This is a genomic window from Lacrimispora sp. (assembly GCF_046972725.1).
In the GTDB taxonomy this organism is placed as follows: domain Bacteria; phylum Bacillota; class Clostridia; order Lachnospirales; family Lachnospiraceae; genus Lacrimispora.
This window is the reverse complement of sequence record NZ_JBKVXF010000001.1, coordinates 227472-244382: the sequence shown is the minus strand read 5'-3', so window position 1 is coordinate 244382 and position 16911 is coordinate 227472. Positions and strand designations below refer to the sequence as shown.

17 protein-coding genes are annotated in these 16911 nt (G+C 43.9%); all 17 read right to left on the bottom strand.

Going from position 1 to position 16911, the window contains the following annotated elements:
- Positions 1–22: 22 nt before the first annotated feature.
- Positions 23–712, bottom strand: a complete 690-nt coding sequence (locus ACLTWA_RS01190) for a flagellar motor protein MotB (protein WP_412325727.1) — start codon at positions 710–712, stop codon at positions 23–25.
- Between the two features lie 18 nt (positions 713–730).
- Positions 731–1537 carry a motility protein A gene (locus ACLTWA_RS01185; RefSeq protein WP_412325726.1) on the bottom strand — a complete coding sequence of 269 codons (807 nt, stop codon included), beginning with the start codon at positions 1535–1537 and terminating at the stop codon, positions 731–733.
- A 158-nt stretch (positions 1538–1695) separates the two neighbouring features.
- Positions 1696–2940: a glutamate-5-semialdehyde dehydrogenase gene (locus ACLTWA_RS01180; RefSeq protein WP_412325725.1), complete on the bottom strand. Its 1245-nt coding sequence runs from the start codon at positions 2938–2940 to the stop codon at positions 1696–1698.
- On the bottom strand, positions 2937–3506 hold the full coding sequence (locus ACLTWA_RS01175) for a 5-formyltetrahydrofolate cyclo-ligase (protein ID WP_412325724.1): 570 nt from the start codon (positions 3504–3506) through the stop codon (positions 2937–2939). Before ACLTWA_RS01175 ends, ACLTWA_RS01180 begins: the two co-directional genes overlap by 4 nt.
- Complete coding sequence (locus ACLTWA_RS01170) at positions 3484–3705, bottom strand: DUF896 domain-containing protein (RefSeq protein WP_412325723.1); 222 nt, start codon at positions 3703–3705, stop codon at positions 3484–3486. Before ACLTWA_RS01170 ends, ACLTWA_RS01175 begins: the two co-directional genes overlap by 23 nt.
- Before the next feature lie 10 nt (positions 3706–3715).
- Positions 3716–4579: a glutamate 5-kinase gene (gene proB, locus ACLTWA_RS01165; protein WP_412325722.1), complete on the bottom strand. Its 864-nt coding sequence runs from the start codon at positions 4577–4579 to the stop codon at positions 3716–3718.
- 64 nt (positions 4580–4643) lie between these two features.
- Positions 4644–6239, bottom strand: a complete 1596-nt coding sequence (locus ACLTWA_RS01160; RefSeq protein ID WP_412325721.1) for an NAD(P)/FAD-dependent oxidoreductase — start codon at positions 6237–6239, stop codon at positions 4644–4646.
- A complete protein-coding gene (locus ACLTWA_RS01155; protein WP_412327154.1) occupies positions 6236–7468 on the bottom strand; it encodes an NAD(P)/FAD-dependent oxidoreductase in 1233 nt (410 codons plus the stop codon). Before ACLTWA_RS01155 ends, ACLTWA_RS01160 begins: the two co-directional genes overlap by 4 nt.
- Before the next feature lie 50 nt (positions 7469–7518).
- Positions 7519–7905, bottom strand: a complete 387-nt coding sequence (locus ACLTWA_RS01150; protein ID WP_412325720.1) for a hypothetical protein — start codon at positions 7903–7905, stop codon at positions 7519–7521.
- A gap of 53 nt (positions 7906–7958) precedes the next feature.
- Entirely contained in the window at positions 7959–9635 is a 1677-nt protein-coding gene (locus ACLTWA_RS01145; protein WP_412325719.1) for a polysaccharide biosynthesis C-terminal domain-containing protein, read from the bottom strand.
- The gene (locus tag ACLTWA_RS01140; RefSeq protein WP_412325718.1) at positions 9622–10767 is read right to left on the bottom strand and encodes a DUF3048 domain-containing protein; all 1146 of its coding nucleotides are present in this window, start codon (positions 10765–10767) and stop codon (positions 9622–9624) included. Before ACLTWA_RS01140 ends, ACLTWA_RS01145 begins: the two co-directional genes overlap by 14 nt.
- Entirely contained in the window at positions 10764–11261 is a 498-nt protein-coding gene (ybeY, locus tag ACLTWA_RS01135) for an rRNA maturation RNase YbeY (protein ID WP_412325717.1), read from the bottom strand. Before ybeY ends, ACLTWA_RS01140 begins: the two co-directional genes overlap by 4 nt.
- The gene (locus ACLTWA_RS01130) at positions 11251–12267 is read right to left on the bottom strand and encodes a PhoH family protein (RefSeq protein WP_412325716.1); all 1017 of its coding nucleotides are present in this window, start codon (positions 12265–12267) and stop codon (positions 11251–11253) included. Before ACLTWA_RS01130 ends, ybeY begins: the two co-directional genes overlap by 11 nt.
- The gene (yqfD, locus tag ACLTWA_RS01125; RefSeq protein WP_412325715.1) at positions 12254–13498 is read right to left on the bottom strand and encodes a sporulation protein YqfD; all 1245 of its coding nucleotides are present in this window, start codon (positions 13496–13498) and stop codon (positions 12254–12256) included. Before yqfD ends, ACLTWA_RS01130 begins: the two co-directional genes overlap by 14 nt.
- A gap of 25 nt (positions 13499–13523) precedes the next feature.
- Positions 13524–13790 (bottom strand): YabP/YqfC family sporulation protein, encoded by a 267-nt coding sequence (locus ACLTWA_RS01120; protein ID WP_412325714.1) that lies wholly within the window; start codon positions 13788–13790, stop codon positions 13524–13526.
- 132 nt (positions 13791–13922) lie between these two features.
- Complete coding sequence (rpsU, locus tag ACLTWA_RS01115) at positions 13923–14099, bottom strand: 30S ribosomal protein S21 (protein WP_003504099.1); 177 nt, start codon at positions 14097–14099, stop codon at positions 13923–13925.
- Positions 14100–14239: 140 nt separating this feature from the next.
- A complete protein-coding gene (gene alaS, locus ACLTWA_RS01110; protein ID WP_412327153.1) occupies positions 14240–16846 on the bottom strand; it encodes an alanine--tRNA ligase in 2607 nt (868 codons plus the stop codon).
- Positions 16847–16911 lie beyond the last annotated feature (65 nt).

Below are 16911 nucleotides of genomic sequence, written 5' to 3'. Positions count from 1 at the left end.
TAAAAAAGTCAAATCCTTCGTCTTAATTTGCACTGCCTGTAATCGTAATTTCCACCCTTCGGTTCTTGGCCCTGCCCTCTTCCGTATCGTTGGACGCAATCGGATTATAGTGCGAGTTTCCTTCGATGGACATCTTATCCGCTTCCAATCCAATAGAAGTCATTTGATTTAAGACCGTTACCGCACGGTTTACTGAAAGCTGCCAGGAATCCGCTTCATTATAAGCATCCCTGTTTCCTAAATCAGCAGTATTTCCGGTAATTGTGATATGGTTAATATCCGAATAAATCGTTTCCAAAGTTCTTGCAATCTCTTCAATGACCGGCTTGCTTCCCGGCAGTAATTCCGCTGTGTCCGGTTTAAACAACATCGCATCTTTCATACGAATGGTAATCGTCGTTCCAGTGGAAGTCAAATCAATCGTCTGCTCCAAATTCCGTTCCTTTATGTAAGCCTGCAGGCTTTTATATACATTCTCCAGATTATCTGCAGAAACAGAACCGCCTTTGACTGTCTGAGTTTTTGAAGTGCCATGATTCAGTGCCTGTTCCAGTCCCTGTGACATCTCTTTTACTTTCTGTGAATCCACAGAACTCATGCCATACATGATAATAAATAAGGCCAGGAGCAGAGTGATCATATCTGAATATGTAAGCAGCCAACGCTCTGAATTATCTTTTTCGGCTTCGGGTTCTATGCTTCTTCTGCCCATCTTACTTTCCTCCTTTGTTTAGTTATCGATTCCCTGCTTATATCTCTTTCCGCCATCAGAAAATGCCTGGAAATAAAGTGCAAGCTCGTTTTCGATATTTCTGGAGGTGCTTCCTCTTGCGATCATGCAAACACCGTCAACAACCATTTCCTTCTGAATGTGCTTTCTCTTTAACTGTGTCTTTAATTTGGTTGCAATCGGCAAATAAACAATATTGGCTAAAAATACGCCGTAAAGAGTTGCGATAAACGCAGTACCAATGGAACCGGCCAGCTTGGAAGGATCATCAAATCCGGAAGCAAGTACCATGATCAGCCCCATAACAGTACCGATAACTCCCATGGTCGGCGAAAAACCCCCTGCAGCTTCAAATACACTGACTTCAATGCTTTTCTGCTGCACATATGCTCTGATATCAGACTCCAGAGTATACTGGATGTCTTCCGGCGATTTTAATTCCTGTATCAATACCAGGCCTTCTTTCAAAAGCAGATATTCCTCCTGATTAAGCTCAGAATCACGGCTGATTTCTTCGAGACAGGTTACCCCTTCGGTTCTGTAACGGGTCGCTATCATGGAGATCTTGGATATCATGCGTTCCATGCTGCCTGAATGGGGATGCTTAAAGCTCTTGAGCATCGCCCTCATAGCCATAGAGATATCATTGAGGGAAAAGGAAGCCACCACGCAGCCTACAGTCCCTCCAAAAACTATAACAAAGGGGCTAATCAAAAACAAAGATGATATTACACCGTGTTCCAGCACATAGCCCGTTAAAAGCGCTGCTACACCAATAATAATTCCAATAATCAGTGAAAAATCCATAATATTCTCCTTTGTAACCAATGATGTATTTATACAGCTTTCATTTTATCACATTATGTCGAATATGAAACGCTAAAAAAGTGCTAATTTTAGTTTCAATCTCAAACGAAATGCTCAAACACATAATTATTCTGTAACAATATGCAGAGTACGGCACATTATGGACGGATTTGTCCGCTTCCATAAATAATATATTTTGTTGTTGTCAATTCCTTTAAACCCATGGGGCCTCTTGCATGAAGTTTCTGAGTGCTGATACCAATTTCTGCTCCGAATCCAAATTCATATCCATCGGTAAACCTGGTAGAAGCATTGACATAAACAGCAGCCGCATCGATTTCATTTAAAAATTTCTGGGAATTGGCGTAATCAGATGTGATGATGGCTTCTGAATGCCCGGTGCTGTAGCGGTTTATATGGCTGATGGCCTCATCGACTGACCCTACCAGTTTTAAAGATATGATATAATCTAAATACTCCTGGCCCCAATCCTCCTCTGTGGCCGGAACAAAACTGCTAATCATTGAACATGCTTCCTCATCTGCCCTTATTTCCACAGATTTAAGGGACAGCCTTTCTTTTAAGAGAGGAAGAAATTCAGCGGCAATCTTTCTATGAACCACCAGGGATTCACATGCGTTGCACACTCCGATTCTCTGTGTCTTTGCATTAAAAATGATATCCAATGCCATATGAAAATCCGCAGACTCATCCACAAAAATGTGGCAATTGCCCGTTCCTGTCTCAATGACAGGAATTGTGCTGTTGTCCACAACCGCTTTGATCAGTCCGGCACCGCCTCTTGGAATCAATACATCCACATACTCCCGCAGACACATGAACTGTCTCGTCACTTCCCGGTCCGTATCCGTAATGAGCTGAATGGAATCTTCTGGAAGACCGGCCGCTGAAAGTCCGGCTCTCAGCCATTTTACAATTGCAATATTGGATTCAAGAGCATCGCTTCCGCCTTTTAGGATTACTGCGTTGCCGGATTTAAAGCAGAGTCCGAACGCATCAGCCGTTACATTGGGTCTGGCTTCATAAATAATCCCTACAACTCCCAACGGAACACGTTTTTGACCAATTACAAGGCCATTGGGGCGCTGCTTCATAGAAAGGACTTCTCCCACAGGGTCCTCGAGAGCCGCAACAGACAAAAGACCATCTGCCATGGCCTCAATTCTTTCTGAAGTCAGTTTCAGACGGTCAATCAAACCTGCATTCATGCCTGATTTTACTGCTTTTTCCACATCACGGTCATTAGCAGCAAGAATTTCAGCCGTTCCTTCTAACAGGGCTGCTGCTGCCGACTTTAAACCTTCGTTCTTTTTTTCAGAACCAAGGATGCCAATCATACCGGTCATTTTTTTTGCTTTTTTTCCAATTTCTGTAATGGTCATAGAAAAATCCCCCTATCTAATCCTTTCGGAGTAATGATCCGGTCAACCCTCTTGTCGTAAGGTTCTGCCGGGATTCGGTCAAGCAGCTGAAAATCATAGGCAATTGCCAAACGGGGATGAGACGGTTCCCGTTCAAAAAAGCGGTCATAATATCCGCCCCCATATCCCAGGCGGTTCCCTTCTTTATCAAAGGCAACTCCCGGGACGATCACCGGAGCTTCCGGATCATAGATCTTTAAACAGGTGGATTTCGGTTCCATAATACCCATAACCCCTTCTTCCAGATCTTTCTTTCCGCTTATTGCATAAAACTCCAGTTGTTTTCCTTTTACTTTGGGAACCGCTATGTATTTGCCCTGGGTAAGTAACGCCTCGATAAACTTCCATGTCCCTGCTTCTCCATGGAACGAAGCATAGCAGTAAACACAGAAGGCCTGGCGTATTTCAAGCAGGTCAAGCAGCTTCCGGCAGATGGTTTCATTCCATAAATGCTCGGTAGCTGAATCCAGGCCCTGCCGCTGTTCCTTTATAAGTTTTCTTATTTCATTTTTCTTTAGCATTTCCATATTTTTTACCCAGATCGGTAATGGTACCGTCTTTTTCCTGAACGGAAATATTATTTAAATTTCCTCTTAAACTGTTACGGATCGATGCAATGTATTCTTTTCTTAAAGCCGCCTGCTCTGCCAGTTCCTTTTCGTCAAGCCCTACAGACTTTGATTTGTGGTAAAGTACGTTAATGCGGTCTATTTTTTCCTGGTTCATCGGTTTCTCCTTAATACTCGTAATTAATGTAGTTCATTAAATCAAAATCATGGTTGGGATGGGCTATAAATAAAGTTCCTTTTTCCTCACCTGCCATGATCTGCTGTATCACTTCCACATGGTCTCCATTGGCAATCACCATATCCGACCCTCCATCCGTGGCAATCCGGGCTGCGGCCAGCTTTGCTGCCATGCCTCCGGTGCCTACATCGCTGCCGGAAGTAGCTTTGCCCATGAGAAGAAGCTCAGGGGTAATCTCTTTAACCAGGCCAATGAATTTTGCATCCGGATTCCGTCTTGGATCATCCGAATATAATCCGTCAATATCGGATAGAAGAATTAATAAATCAGCTCCAATAAGGGCTGCTACAATGGCAGAAAGCCGGTCATTATCTCCAAAATTATCCACAAGAGGAATCTCAGAAGTAGAAACCGTATCATTCTCATTCACAATCGGAATGGTCCCAAGCTTTAGCAGCTCGTCAAATGTATTCTGAGCGTTGTAACGGTTGGTGTCATGAGTCATGGTATTCTTCGTCAAAAGAACCTGTGCGGCGATTTGATTGTATTCTGCAAAAAGCTTTTGATAAACCATCATAAGCCTGGCCTGGCCAACTGCCGCAAATGCCTGTTTTTCCGCAATCGTATCCGGCCGTGAATGATGTCCCAATGCCTGCCGGCCAGCAGCAATCGCTCCGGAAGAAACCAATACAACCTCCTTGCCTTCTCCCTTTAAATCACTGATTACCCGGACCAGTTTTTCGATTTTCGTCAGATTTATATCTCCGGTGCAGGCATGAGTTAAGGATGAGGATCCGATTTTTATTACAATTCTTTTTTTGTCTTTTAGTATATCTCGCTCCCTGATGTTCATTTTTCCATCCACTTTCTCCAGTTCTTTTGCTAAATATCTTACATCATTTTTTAACATTCGTCAATTATATGGGAAACCTTTGAAATCTGGAAGCAACCGCTTCTGCTACTTTTAATCCGTCCATAGCTGCTGATGTGATTCCTCCTGCATACCCTGCCCCTTCTCCACAGGGATAGATTCCTTTGATTTCGGATTCAAAAAATTCGTTTCTGGGAATACGTACGGGAGAGGAGGTCCGGCTTTCCACACCGGCAAGAATGGCATCCCGCCTTGCAAAACCGCGGATCTTCCGGTCAAAGGCTTCCACTCCTTCGATCAATGATTCTGATAAATAAGCAGGAAGAAACTCTCTGACAGAAGCAAATTCATACTGCCCTTTAAATGCCGGCTCTACATCTCCAAAAGATGTGGATAACCGGTTGTCTTTAAAATCACCATACAACTGTACCGGAATTTTGCCTGCACCGCTTAAAAACGCCGCCTGTTCCAGCTTTCTCTGATAAGCAACTCCTGAAAGAGGTCCCATCCCCCTAAAATCATCAGGTGAAACCGTAACAATCAGGGCGCTGTTGGCATTTGTTCCGGCCCGGTCGTGATAACTCATTCCGTTTACAGCCAGCATGCCTGTTTCCGAAGAAGCATTGACTACATATCCGCCCGGACACATACAGAACGTATAAACGCCTCTTCCGCTGGAGCTTTGATGGGTCAGCTTATAGTCTGCAGCCCCTAATACATCATGGTGCCTGCTGCCATACTGGGAGTTATTGATACATTCCTGGGGATGCTGAATCCTAAGGCCCACTGCAAATGCCTTGGCCTCCATTGGAATTCCTCTTTTTTCCAGAATCTCAAATGTATCTCTGGAGCTGTGCCCTATGGCCAGAACAAGAATCTCAGCCGGAATCTCTTCTTCGCCCCCCACGACCACATGAGAAAGCCGTCCATCTTTTATAATAAAGTCCGTAACCCGGCTGTTAAATCGAACGTCTCCTCCGTGACGGTTGATTTCTTCCCGCATACGTTTTACGATGTCACTTAATATATCGGTTCCTATGTGAGGTTTATTCATATAAAGTATGGAGGGATCTGCGCCAAATTCCACAAATAGTTCAAGCACCTTCCTGTTTCTCATAAAAGGATCTTTTACCAGGGTATTTAACTTACCGTCAGAAAAGGTTCCTGCTCCGCCCTCCCCAAATTGTACATTGCTGTCAGGCTTTAAGATACCATTCTTCCAGAATTCATCCACTGCCTGTCTGCGCTTTTCTACTGCCTCTCCACGCTCCAGAAGAATCGGGCGGTAGCCATTTCTCGCAAGCATGACACCGCAAAAAAGGCCGGCTGGTCCCGCACCGATGATAACGGGCCGGCTGGACATCTTTTCTGATCCGGAACCGGGGAAACAGTATTCTTTTTTTTCAGATAGTACGACGTTTACATTTTTAGCTTTATGTATAACTGTTTCTTCATTTGGAAGCACTACATCAACAGAGTAGGTAAAATGGATTTCGTCCTTCTTTCTTGCATCAATGGACTGCTTGATAATTTGAAGATCTTTTATCTCTTTTACAGGAACCTTTAATGTTTTTGCTGTTTTTGCCCAAAGAGCCTCTTCCGTATGATCCACCGGAAGCTTTAATTGATTAATTCTGATCATGCTTTTCCTCTTCCTGCATGTTTTCCCGCCAACACACCGCTGGCCCATGCCCATTGTAAGTTATATCCGCCGCAAATTGCATCCACATCAAGAATTTCACCAGCCAGATACAGTCCGTTTATATTTTTTGATTCCATGGTTTTTGCATTTACTTCCCTGGTGTCAATTCCGCCGCTACACACCTGAGCCTGCTCATATGAATTGGTGGCAGTGATCACTGTTTTTAATCCCTTTAAGGCGGCTGTGAGATTTTTTATCTGGGCAGGAGTGATCTGTTCAGCATTGCCTGATTTGATGCCTGCCTCCTGCAGGAGTATGGGGATCAGTTTTTGATTGATTACACCGTTTAAATACTCTGATGCCGGCCTGTAACCAAAGCGTTTTCTTCTCTCGATAAGCATTTGCTGAGTTTTTGTAAAATCAACAGCCGGAAATAAATCAAGTTCTGCCGTGACCTGTTTTCCATCTTGGAGTGCTCTGGCAGCAAACCGGCTTATCTGGAAAACAGGAATTCCTGAAATGCCATAATCCGTAAACTGAAGCTCTCCCCGGTCCCAGGCTATTGCTTTTCCATCTGTTTTTAAGGTAACAAGAGCCTCCGTCCGGACGCCTGCGGCCTGTTTATACCATTTCTCTTGGCATCTAAGCTGCACCAGGGCAGGTAAAGGCGGAATGATATGATGCCCCAGTTCCTTTGCAAGCGCATAACCACTTCCATCGGAACCGGTTTTGGGCGCTGCCATGGAACCGGCTGCCAGAATCACCGCATCTGCTTTTTTCTTTCCCTTTGCAGTTATGACGGTTAAATCAGGTTTAATCTTCTCCACCTTGCATTCGGTAACAATGGAAACTCCCAGATGCTTTAGTTCAAAAAGCAGTGCTTCCAAAACAGTAGACGCTTGACCGGAATTGGGATATACATAACCGTTTCTATCCGTCAACACGATTCCAATATCCTGAAAGAACTTTAATGTATTCTCCACCGTAAAACTTTTCAGCACCTTTTCCGCAAATTCCGGCTGACCGCTGCGATATGCGCCTTCAGGCATGGATAAATTGGTCAGGTTGCATTTGCCGTTTCCTGTGGAAAGGAGCTTTTTCCCCGGCTTTGACGTATGTTCCATAATTGTAACAGAAGCTCCCGATCTGGCAGCTATAATTGCCGCTGTAAGACCGGAAGCGCCTCCTCCTACAACTATTACCTGTTGTTTCATAAAATCCTCCTGTATCTTCAGACAAGCCGGTTGTAACCAGCCGGCCTCTTTGTTTCAAGAATTTCTTAGCTTGTATAGGATTCCAGATAATTAAATACCTCTATCATGGAAGAAAACCATATGCCCTCCATTAATTTTCCACGTTCTTCCTCCGGAAAATCCGTCACTGGCATATGGGTATAAAGGCAGATGGTGGTCTTATCCTGATAGAGGACGAGTAAATATCCGTCCTCTGAGACAAGATAATATTTTTCTTTTCCCGTTGCGTTCGCTGGCTGGACTTCTTCCTGGTTTATGACGATCTGAGCTTCTGTCACCGTTTCGGTTTCCAGCGTGGCGCCCGGCACAGCTTCTTCCGGTCTTACGCTGTCTTTCGTAATGATAAAGCCGACGCCCAGGCAGATCGCCGATGCCGTGACAAACAAAAGAAAGCAGAACATATACTTCTTCATGAAATGATACCTCCTTAAGTAAGTATAGTATCTGCCTTTTTTGGTATTTTTAATCATAATAAATGGAATTTTCTTGCAATATTTACTATTTTCGCCCCTCCTGGCAAAGTAACCAGCTCTTTTTCATCTACACAGCGAAGTTTCAGCAGAAGAATACCATATACCCCTGCTGCCACCACAATGGAAACTAAAACTCCCAAAACATTGCTTTTTAAGACGAAATGAACCAAAAAATAAGCTCCGTAAGCAGCTGCCCCCATAACCCCTGAGGCCAGTGCCGGCAGAATAAAAGTCTTCTTCACTTCCTGCCTGTAGTTTAAAAACCTTCCGATTGCCAGACCGTTAAGGATACACATTGTCAGAGCAAACAGAATGTTAGAATAAAGCACTCCATATATTCCCATCTTAAATACAAATAACATGACGCAGAGAATTCCAATATGAAGGATCAGGGAAATAACCGCATTCTTCAATGGAGTCTTCATACGGTTGATTCCCTGCAATACCGCATTGGTAACTGTTGACAGGGAGAAAAGCACAACTGCTACGGATCCGTATATCATCATATTAATCAGTGACGTATTGTCGGTTCTTCTGAATAAAAGATTGCAAATGGGTTCTGCCAGTACGGTAAGTCCCACCGTAGCCGGAATGGAAATTATCATGGAAAAACGAATTACCATGGAAATCTTTCTGAGGATCTGCCCTCTGTTTCTTTCCGCAACCGCCTGAGATAAAGACGGTATAAGAGCTGAAGCCAGCGAGTTTGCAATCGCTACCGGAATATTAAACAGCAAACGGTATTTTCCGGAATAGATTCCCCAGTTGGAAGCAATTTCTGAAGCACCCATTCCAAGAGAAGCCATCCCATTCCCATAAATGCTGTTATCAATGATAAGGCTGACGTTATACGCAACACTGCTCAGTACGATAGGAAAAACCGTCAGAACCAGAACTCGCGACAGTTCCTGATAAGTCTCCCAATGTCTGGTACGGTCTCTCCTGGCCTGTTTTTTCATTACCGGACGGTAATTGAACAAGATAAATCCAAGGAATATAAGAGCGGCCAAAGCTCCCGCACCGGTACCAATGGTTCCGCCGGCTGCACCAAAGGCATAGGAATATTGCGATGAACCATAAATCACATTGGATTTAAGGCCTGCTTCAAACAGCTTTGCCGCAGCATAGATGCTGATGACCGCATTGACAATCTGCTCAAATACCTGGGATATGGCAGTAGGCAGCATGGTCCCTAAGCCCTGGAAGTATCCACGGAATACACCAAGATAGGCTATAATCCAAATAGTGGGAGCCAGCGTTTTCAACGCGTAGCTGGTATAAGGCATCTTTAAAAACTGGTTGGCAAACACATCTGCTCCAAACCATAGTACCGCTGCCCCGGTTCCGCCAACCACAGTTCCATAAAACAACGATACCTTTAAGACACGAAAGGAATTTACATATTCTTTTCGTGCGACTCTCATGGCGACCATCTTAGAAACTGCAGTAGGCAGACTATAGGAGGATACGATTAATAGAATCGAATAGATGGAAAATGCCGAGCTATAATATCCGTTTCCCTCATTACCCAGAATACCTGCAAGCGGAATACGGTAAAACATTCCGATGATACGGACGATAATTCCGGCAACCGCAAGAATTGTACCCTGAACGAGAAAATTCGAGGTCCCTCTTTTTGTTGATGTTCTTCTTATCCTATTGTTTTCCATATAATTCTACATTGGGAGAATCCTGTGCGGATATAATGCAAACCCAGGTTTTCCCCTGGTTCAGGATAATCTCATTATTCTCCATGTCGTAATAATGTGTTGGACCGAATTCATTATCCTTCGACCACTTGACGGGAATGGCACGTCCTCCTGTAATGAAGGTACCGAAAGAATCACTCTGAACGTTAATGTCCAGATAATCCGTGGTCGCATAGTGAGCAGCAGGACAATACTGCAGAATAATATTCTTCACTTTAATCTGTCCTTCATCCCCTTTATGTGCGGCTCCGTATTGAAAGCGGTAATAAAGCCCTTCATCCTCGTGGTATTCAAACCACGGCTTATTCAGCCTGTACCCCGGATAAACCTTATATGCCTCCTTAACACCAGTCTTTCCCAGAAGGGTAACTTCTTTCCCTGCTGCAGCAAAACGGTAATGCCCCTGATAGGAAGGATCATATTCCTGGGAATATCCCAGTTTTAGAATGGCTTTATTTAACCGCTTGCCGCTGGTGTAGGCATTGTGAGGAGCCTTGCGGTCGCTGGACCGGAAATATGCGACATTGCCAATGGCTTCCACCCCATTGATATTGTCTACATTGGCCAAGTAAGGTTTGGCAAAGGTACTTTGCCCGTAATGGGCATAGATTGCATCAAATTCACGCGCAAAGTATGTATAGTACGTACGGCAGCTCCTGACGGAACCAATACGTTCCAGATTGTCATAATCCTCCAGTATGGCCATATAGCGGTTTATGCCGCCTTCGGCAGGGGCTTCATAAACAACTCCGGCCCGGTTAATACCGTATTGGGGAAGCGCTTCTTTATCATTGCTCATCATTACCGCAACCGGTCTCCGGTTTCCAATGGCTGCATCCACCATCTCTCCGGTCAGATAACTGCGTACCATTCCGTCTTTTTCCTGGCGTTCTGAAAAGGTATAGTAATCACCGGAGCTCTCATTCGGTGTCTGCACGGCATCCGTACTGCTGTTTATCTTGATTTCCTCTGTGCCCGCCTCTTTTGTTGCCTGCTCCGTTACCGATACTGCTTTATATGGTTTTCCGCATCCAAACAAAAAGGTGCAGGACAGCATGACACCGGCAAGCCCAAACCATACCTGTTTCATCATCTCACATATCCCCTCCGACTTAAAATTTCCTCCTGCTTCTTCTCCATCAGCAGACGTTCATCTTCTTCCATATGGTCATAGCCAAATAAGTGGAGCATGCTGTGAGCCACCAAAAAAGCCATCTCTCTCGTCTCAGAGTGTCCGTACTTTTCTGCCTGTTCTTTTACCTTATCAACGGATACTACAATGTCTCCCAGCAAAAGCTCCCCTGTTTCCGGATTAAAATAATCATTTGCCATCTCCTCCAGACGGTCAAAATCTGAAGGGGTCTCATAATCGACCATTGGAAAAGAAAGCACATCTGTAGGGCTGTCTATGTTTCGGTATTCCTTATTAATCTGACGGATGTCTTCGTCATCGGTGATAAGAACATTGACCTCTGCTTCATAAGGGCAGTTCTCATAGTCCATGGCTTCCTCCACCACATTGTTAATAATCTCCTTATACGGAATATCCAGCATTTTTTCAGCCTCGTATTCAATATTAATTGTCATAATGCGCCTTTCTGCCTCTGACGGTCTTAGTCTTTCGCTCTTCGGTCTTTTTCTTTGACTCAAATTCATCATAAGCCTGTACAATTTTTTGCACAAGAGGATGACGGACCACATCATTGCTCGTCAACTGACAGAAGCTGATATCATCAATCTTTTTTAAAATCCTCATTGCCATGTCAAGACCGGATACCGTACCTGACGGAAGATCCTTCTGGGTCTGGTCACCGGTAACAATCACTTTGGAACCAAAGCCGATTCTTGTTAAGAACATCTTCATCTGGGCAGGAGTGGTATTCTGGGCCTCATCAAGAATAATATAGGCATTGTCAAGGGTACGCCCCCTCATGTATGCCAGCGGAGCAACTTCAATCAACCCTTTTTCCGTATTATGGAGAAAGCTTTCCGCACCCATGATCTGGTATAAGGCATCATACAACGGTCTTAAATAAGGATCAATCTTGCTTTGGAGATCACCAGGAAGAAACCCCAGCTTTTCTCCTGCCTCAATGGCTGGTCTTGTGAGAATGATCCGGTTTACTTCTCCGTTTTTAAATGCCTGAATCGCCATCGCCATGGCAAGATAGGTTTTTCCCGTTCCGGCAGGTCCGATTCCAAATACAATCATCTTTTTACGGATCTGATCCACATACTGCTTCTGCCCGAGAGTCTTGGGCTTTACCGGCTTTCCTGCAATGGTCCGGCAGATAATATCTTTATCGATCTCAAGGATCTGGCTGTCGTTTTCAGAAAATGACAGAGAAAGGGCATAATCCACATTTTGCTCCGTAATGGTATTCCCCCGTTTGGACAGTTCGATCAGGTTGCTGAATACGCTTTTTGCTTTCTGGACCATCTGTTCCGGTCCAATAATTTTAAGAACACCATCTCTTCCGATCATGGTAACATGAAGGGTTCGTTCAATTTTCTTTAAGTAGCTGTCAAACTGTCCGCATACATTCTTCTCATGTTCTGTTGGAATATCTATGATTGTCTCAATTACGCTCATTTGAATGATTTGTCTCCTCCGGTTCCTCTGTTCTTTGTATCTCCAATGCTTCCTGCTTTCCAAACGGTTCATCAGTCACGAAATCTATGGTGAATTGGCACAGAGATTCATTATCTAGTATTTTAACATGATTTTCTAGAATTTGTACCCCTTTTTCCAATAATTTTTTTTCATAATCTTTGTTAAACTTATCGGCAAGTTCTTTTTTCTCTTCATCCTTATAAGGACGCTCATAAGATATAAATTCTTTCCCCGTTATGGTTCCTGTATAAATGGGCAGGTAAAAATTCTCGAATAAATGAAGCTGCTCTTCTTCCATGGTCCTCTTCCATGAAGTTCCCTCCGGTCTTGGACGCATGAGCAAAAAGGAGTATTCAAATACCTTAATATAATAACCTTTCCGGACTTTTCCCGTTTCCACATCGATTTTGCGGTACATCGGTATCTGCCTGGTGTAATGATATTCGGTTCTGGCACGGATATCCGCATCGGAATGGACATAATGGGTGTTCATAATCTCTTCACTGTCACCAATGACAGGAAGCGTACCGCTGACTAAGATCTGTCCTTTGGTCACCGTATCACCGACCGCTACCATAGGAACTCCGGTGCGTACAATCATGGAAGTGATGACTCCGTCTTTTTCTGCTACAATATCACACGGAGTCTCATCTTTTGCCGGAATCTCCGACAGCACTTCATTTTCTTTTATCTTAACCAAAAGTCTTGTTCCTGATACTCTTGCCGATACCCAGGTTATTTCAGGAAATGCCGTACGAAGGGATTCTTCCAGTCCGTCACAATCAATTTTCGACTTTTGCATGCCGTAACGGATCTGTTCTGATTCACAATATTTCAATAAAGTGTCGTATGTATACATCCGATTCCCCTCAAATTCAATGTCCCAGAGGAAAAGAGACAAGGAATAAAGAATCAGAAAAAAGCTTAAGAATCCGAGGGCATAAAATTTCCGCCTTTTATTGCGGTATAAAAAAAAAGGAAGTCCAAACTTTTTTAAAATCCTAAGTCTGACCTTCGATTTACGGACAAGGGGCTTTATTTTGCGGAACCCGGAGACAGTCATGAAAAATTGATAAGTCTGACCCGAATTTACCACTTCCCATAATTCAATTTCATGAACCGTACACATATTTAAAAACCGTTCCGGAGAAAAACCGGACATTTCTATAAAAAGATAACCGAAGAAACGGCGATTCAGCCATTCAAGCACTTTCTTACACCTCCAGTTTCCCTATTTATTCAAATTCCAGGGATTTGATAAATCCGTTGATTTTCATCTCTTCATTGGTGTAATACTCAATCATCAGCCGGCTTCCGCTGATAATTACCCGGCAATTTTTTGCCTGGATCTTAATGGAGCAATCGGTGTATAAAATGATGCTCCGGTAATTTTCAATCACAACACTGTGACGTCCGAGAAAAGACACAAGCACCTCTCCAAGAACAACATCTTTGGGGAGTTTTAAGGCAAAAGCCGCTTTTTCCTTTGATTCCTCCAACATATCTTCTCTGCCTTTCTCTTTTTATTACTTTATACTATATGCAAAGAGGATATGGAAAATTCTACAGCACTGCAAAACCAGAAAAAACCCCTGGTTATGCCTAGGCCAAACCAGAGGTTTATCTTTTAACAATTAGTTATATTTACGTTTTCTTGCAGCTTCAGACTTTTTCTTACGTCTTACGCTTGGCTTTTCGTAATGCTCTCTCTTACGAATTTCCTGCTGGATACCTGCTTTCGCACAGTTTCTTTTGAATCTGCGTAAAGCGCTATCTAAGCTCTCGTTGTCTTTAACGATTACATTTGACATAGCTCACACCTAACCTCCCTCCAGTTGTGTACTTGTGCATAATACAACTGTTTGGGTATTTTATAGCACTGATATGATTATAGCATAATTCTGCCATTCGTCAAGAAAAACTTTCATAATTTTTCGTATTTCAACAACAATTATTTCACCTGTTCCGCAACCACTTCTGCAACTTTTAAAAGGCATGCATCAACACCAGCCGGATTCTTGCCGCCTGCCTGAGCCATGTTCGGTCGTCCACCGCCGCCGCCGCCCACAAGGGCCGCAATGGCTTTGAGCAGGTTGCCTGCATGAGCCCCTTTTTTCTGAGCTTCATCGGTTACAGCAGCCATAAGATTGACTTTCTCCCCCTGAATGGATGCAATCACAATGACACCTTCTCCAATTTTATCCTTCAGCTGGTCGCCAAGATTGCGAAGCCCGTTCATATCCACATCCATTACCTTTGTTGCGAGAACCTTTACTCCGTTAACCTCCTGAATCTGGTCCGTAACGTTGCCAAGGGAATCTTTTGCAAGCTTACTTTTTAATTTCTCATTCTCAGAATGAAGCGTTTTGATTTCTTCTAACAGAGACTCAATCTTTGCGGTAAGGGAAGAAGGCGTCGTCTTTGCTGCTTTGGCAGCTTCATGGAATTCTCTTTCCATCTCTTCATAATAACGCTTGAGTCCGTCACCGGTTAACGCTTCAATTCTGCGGACTCCGGCAGCTATTCCTGTCTCGGAAAGAATTTTAAAGGATCCGATTACGCCGGTATTTGAAATATGGGTTCCGCCGCAAAGCTCTGTAGAAAAATCTCCCATCTTCACAACACGTACCGTATCTCCGTATTTTTCGCCAAATAATGCCATAGCGCCGGATTTCTTTGCCTCTTCTAAAGACATGACTTCCGTATTAACAGGAAGGGACTCTTTGATTTTATCATTCACAAGAGTTTCTACCTGACGGATCTCTTCCGGTGTAAGAGCTGAAAAATGAGTAAAGTCAAAACGCAGCCGGTCTCCGTCAACAAGAGATCCTGCCTGTTCTACATGATTGCCTAAAACAGTCCTTAACGCTTTTTGGAGAAGATGAGTGGCACTGTGGTTCTTTCCGGTATTCTGGCGGTTGTTCTCACAAACTTTTAAAGTAACTGTATCGCCGGTCTGAAGCATCCCCTTTACCATCTTTCCCACATGACCGATCTTGCCGCCCTGCAGATGAATGGTATCCTCTACCTTAAACTCACCATTCTCACTGACAATTGTGCCGATATCTCCCTGCTGTCCGCCCATCGTGCCGTAAAATACAGTCTTCTTGGTGATAACAGTGCCGATCTCACCATCAGTAAGAGCCTCCACGATCTCAGTATCCGTGGTAAGCACTGTAATTTCAGAATCACAGATTAATTTATCATAACCAATGAATTCTGTAGAAACAGCCGGATCTATGGACTGGTAGACCGTAACATCCGCACCCATATAATTGGTTGTCTTTCTGGCATTCCTTGCAGTTTCCCGCTGCACCTGCATGGCAGTCTTAAAGCCCTCTTCATCAACCTTGAAGTTCTTTTCAGCAAGAATTTCCAGGGTCAGATCAAGTGGGAATCCATAGGTGTCATATAACTTAAAAGCTTCCTCTCCGGAGAGAACGGTCTCGTTCTTCTTTCTCATATCTTCTTCTAACTCAGTCAGGATAGCAAGTCCCTGGTCAATCGTCTTATTGAACTTATCTTCCTCCTGGGTGAGAACCTTTAAGATCATGGCTTTCTTTTCTTCCAGTTCCGGATATCCATCTTTTGACAGTTCAATTACCGTCTGGGACAGTTCCGCAAGAAACTTACCTTCTACTCCCAAGAGTCTGCCATGGCGGGCGGCTCTGCGGAGCAGGCGGCGGAGGACGTAGCCTCTTCCTTCGTTTGAGGGCATAATGCCGTCAGAAATCATGAATGTACAGGAACGGACGTGGTCTGTGATCAGGCGAAGGGATACATCCACATCAGAATCCTTTTTATATTGGGTGTGTGCCAGCTCTGCCACACGGTTTAACAGTGCCTTTATGGTATCAACATCAAAGATGGAATCAACTTCCTGAACAACTACTGCCAGACGTTCCAGTCCCATACCGGTATCGATGTTTTTCTGTGTCAGTTCTTCATAGTTGCCATGGCCGTCATTTTCAAACTGAGTAAATACGTTGTTCCATACCTCCATATAACGGTCACAGTCACAGCCTACCGTGCAATCAGGCTTCCCGCAGCCATATTTTTCACCGCGGTCATAATAAATCTCGGAACAAGGCCCGCATGGACCTGCACCGTGTTCCCAAAAGTTATCTTCCTTGCCCATACGGAAAATACGTTCCGGTGCAATTCCGATTTTTTTATTCCAGATATCAAATGCTTCATCATCTTCCAAATAGACTGATGGATACAGCCTGTCCGCTTCCAGTCCAATCACTTCCGTTAAAAATTCCCAGGACCAGCGGATTGCTTCGTCTTTAAAATAATCCCCAAAGGAAAAATTACCGAGCATCTCAAAGAATGTGCCGTGGCGTGCTGTTTTGCCGACGTTCTCAATATCTCCTGTCCGGATGCACTTTTGACAGGTAGTCACCCTTTTTCTGGGTGGAATCTCCTGTCCGGTAAAATACGGCTTTAGGGGAGCCATTCCTGAGTTGATCAACAACAAGCTATTATCATTATGAGGAACCAGGGAGAAGCTTTTCATAGCCAGATGTCCCTTACTCTCAAAAAATTCAAGGAACATTCTCCTCAGTTCATTCACACCATAGTTCTTCACGTTACTGTCCTCCGTTTGTTTATTGTCTATTC

Excerpts from the sequence above, each read along its gene's own strand:
- ACLTWA_RS01190 (WP_412325727.1), bottom strand. The coding sequence starts at position 712 with ATGGGCAGAAGAAGCATAGAACCCGAAGCCGAAAAAGATAATTCAGAG.
- ACLTWA_RS01185 (WP_412325726.1), bottom strand. The coding sequence starts at position 1,537 with ATGGATTTTTCACTGATTATTGGAATTATTATTGGTGTAGCAGCGCTT.
- ACLTWA_RS01180 (WP_412325725.1), bottom strand. The coding sequence starts at position 2,940 with ATGACCATTACAGAAATTGGAAAAAAAGCAAAAAAAATGACCGGTATG.
- ACLTWA_RS01175 (WP_412325724.1), bottom strand. The coding sequence starts at position 3,506 with ATGGAAATGCTAAAGAAAAATGAAATAAGAAAACTTATAAAGGAACAG.
- ACLTWA_RS01170 (WP_412325723.1), bottom strand. The coding sequence starts at position 3,705 with ATGAACCAGGAAAAAATAGACCGCATTAACGTACTTTACCACAAATCA.
- proB (WP_412325722.1), bottom strand. The coding sequence starts at position 4,579 with ATGAACATCAGGGAGCGAGATATACTAAAAGACAAAAAAAGAATTGTA.
- ACLTWA_RS01160 (WP_412325721.1), bottom strand. The coding sequence starts at position 6,239 with ATGATCAGAATTAATCAATTAAAGCTTCCGGTGGATCATACGGAAGAG.
- ACLTWA_RS01150 (WP_412325720.1), bottom strand. The coding sequence starts at position 7,905 with ATGAAGAAGTATATGTTCTGCTTTCTTTTGTTTGTCACGGCATCGGCG.
- ACLTWA_RS01145 (WP_412325719.1), bottom strand. The coding sequence starts at position 9,635 with ATGGAAAACAATAGGATAAGAAGAACATCAACAAAAAGAGGGACCTCG.
- ACLTWA_RS01140 (WP_412325718.1), bottom strand. The coding sequence starts at position 10,767 with ATGATGAAACAGGTATGGTTTGGGCTTGCCGGTGTCATGCTGTCCTGC.
- ybeY (WP_412325717.1), bottom strand. The coding sequence starts at position 11,261 with ATGACAATTAATATTGAATACGAGGCTGAAAAAATGCTGGATATTCCG.
- ACLTWA_RS01130 (WP_412325716.1), bottom strand. The coding sequence starts at position 12,267 with ATGAGCGTAATTGAGACAATCATAGATATTCCAACAGAACATGAGAAG.
- ACLTWA_RS01120 (WP_412325714.1), bottom strand. The coding sequence starts at position 13,790 with ATGTTGGAGGAATCAAAGGAAAAAGCGGCTTTTGCCTTAAAACTCCCC.
- rpsU (WP_003504099.1), bottom strand. The coding sequence starts at position 14,099 with ATGTCAAATGTAATCGTTAAAGACAACGAGAGCTTAGATAGCGCTTTA.
- alaS (WP_412327153.1), bottom strand. The coding sequence starts at position 16,846 with ATGTTCCTTGAATTTTTTGAGAGTAAGGGACATCTGGCTATGAAAAGC.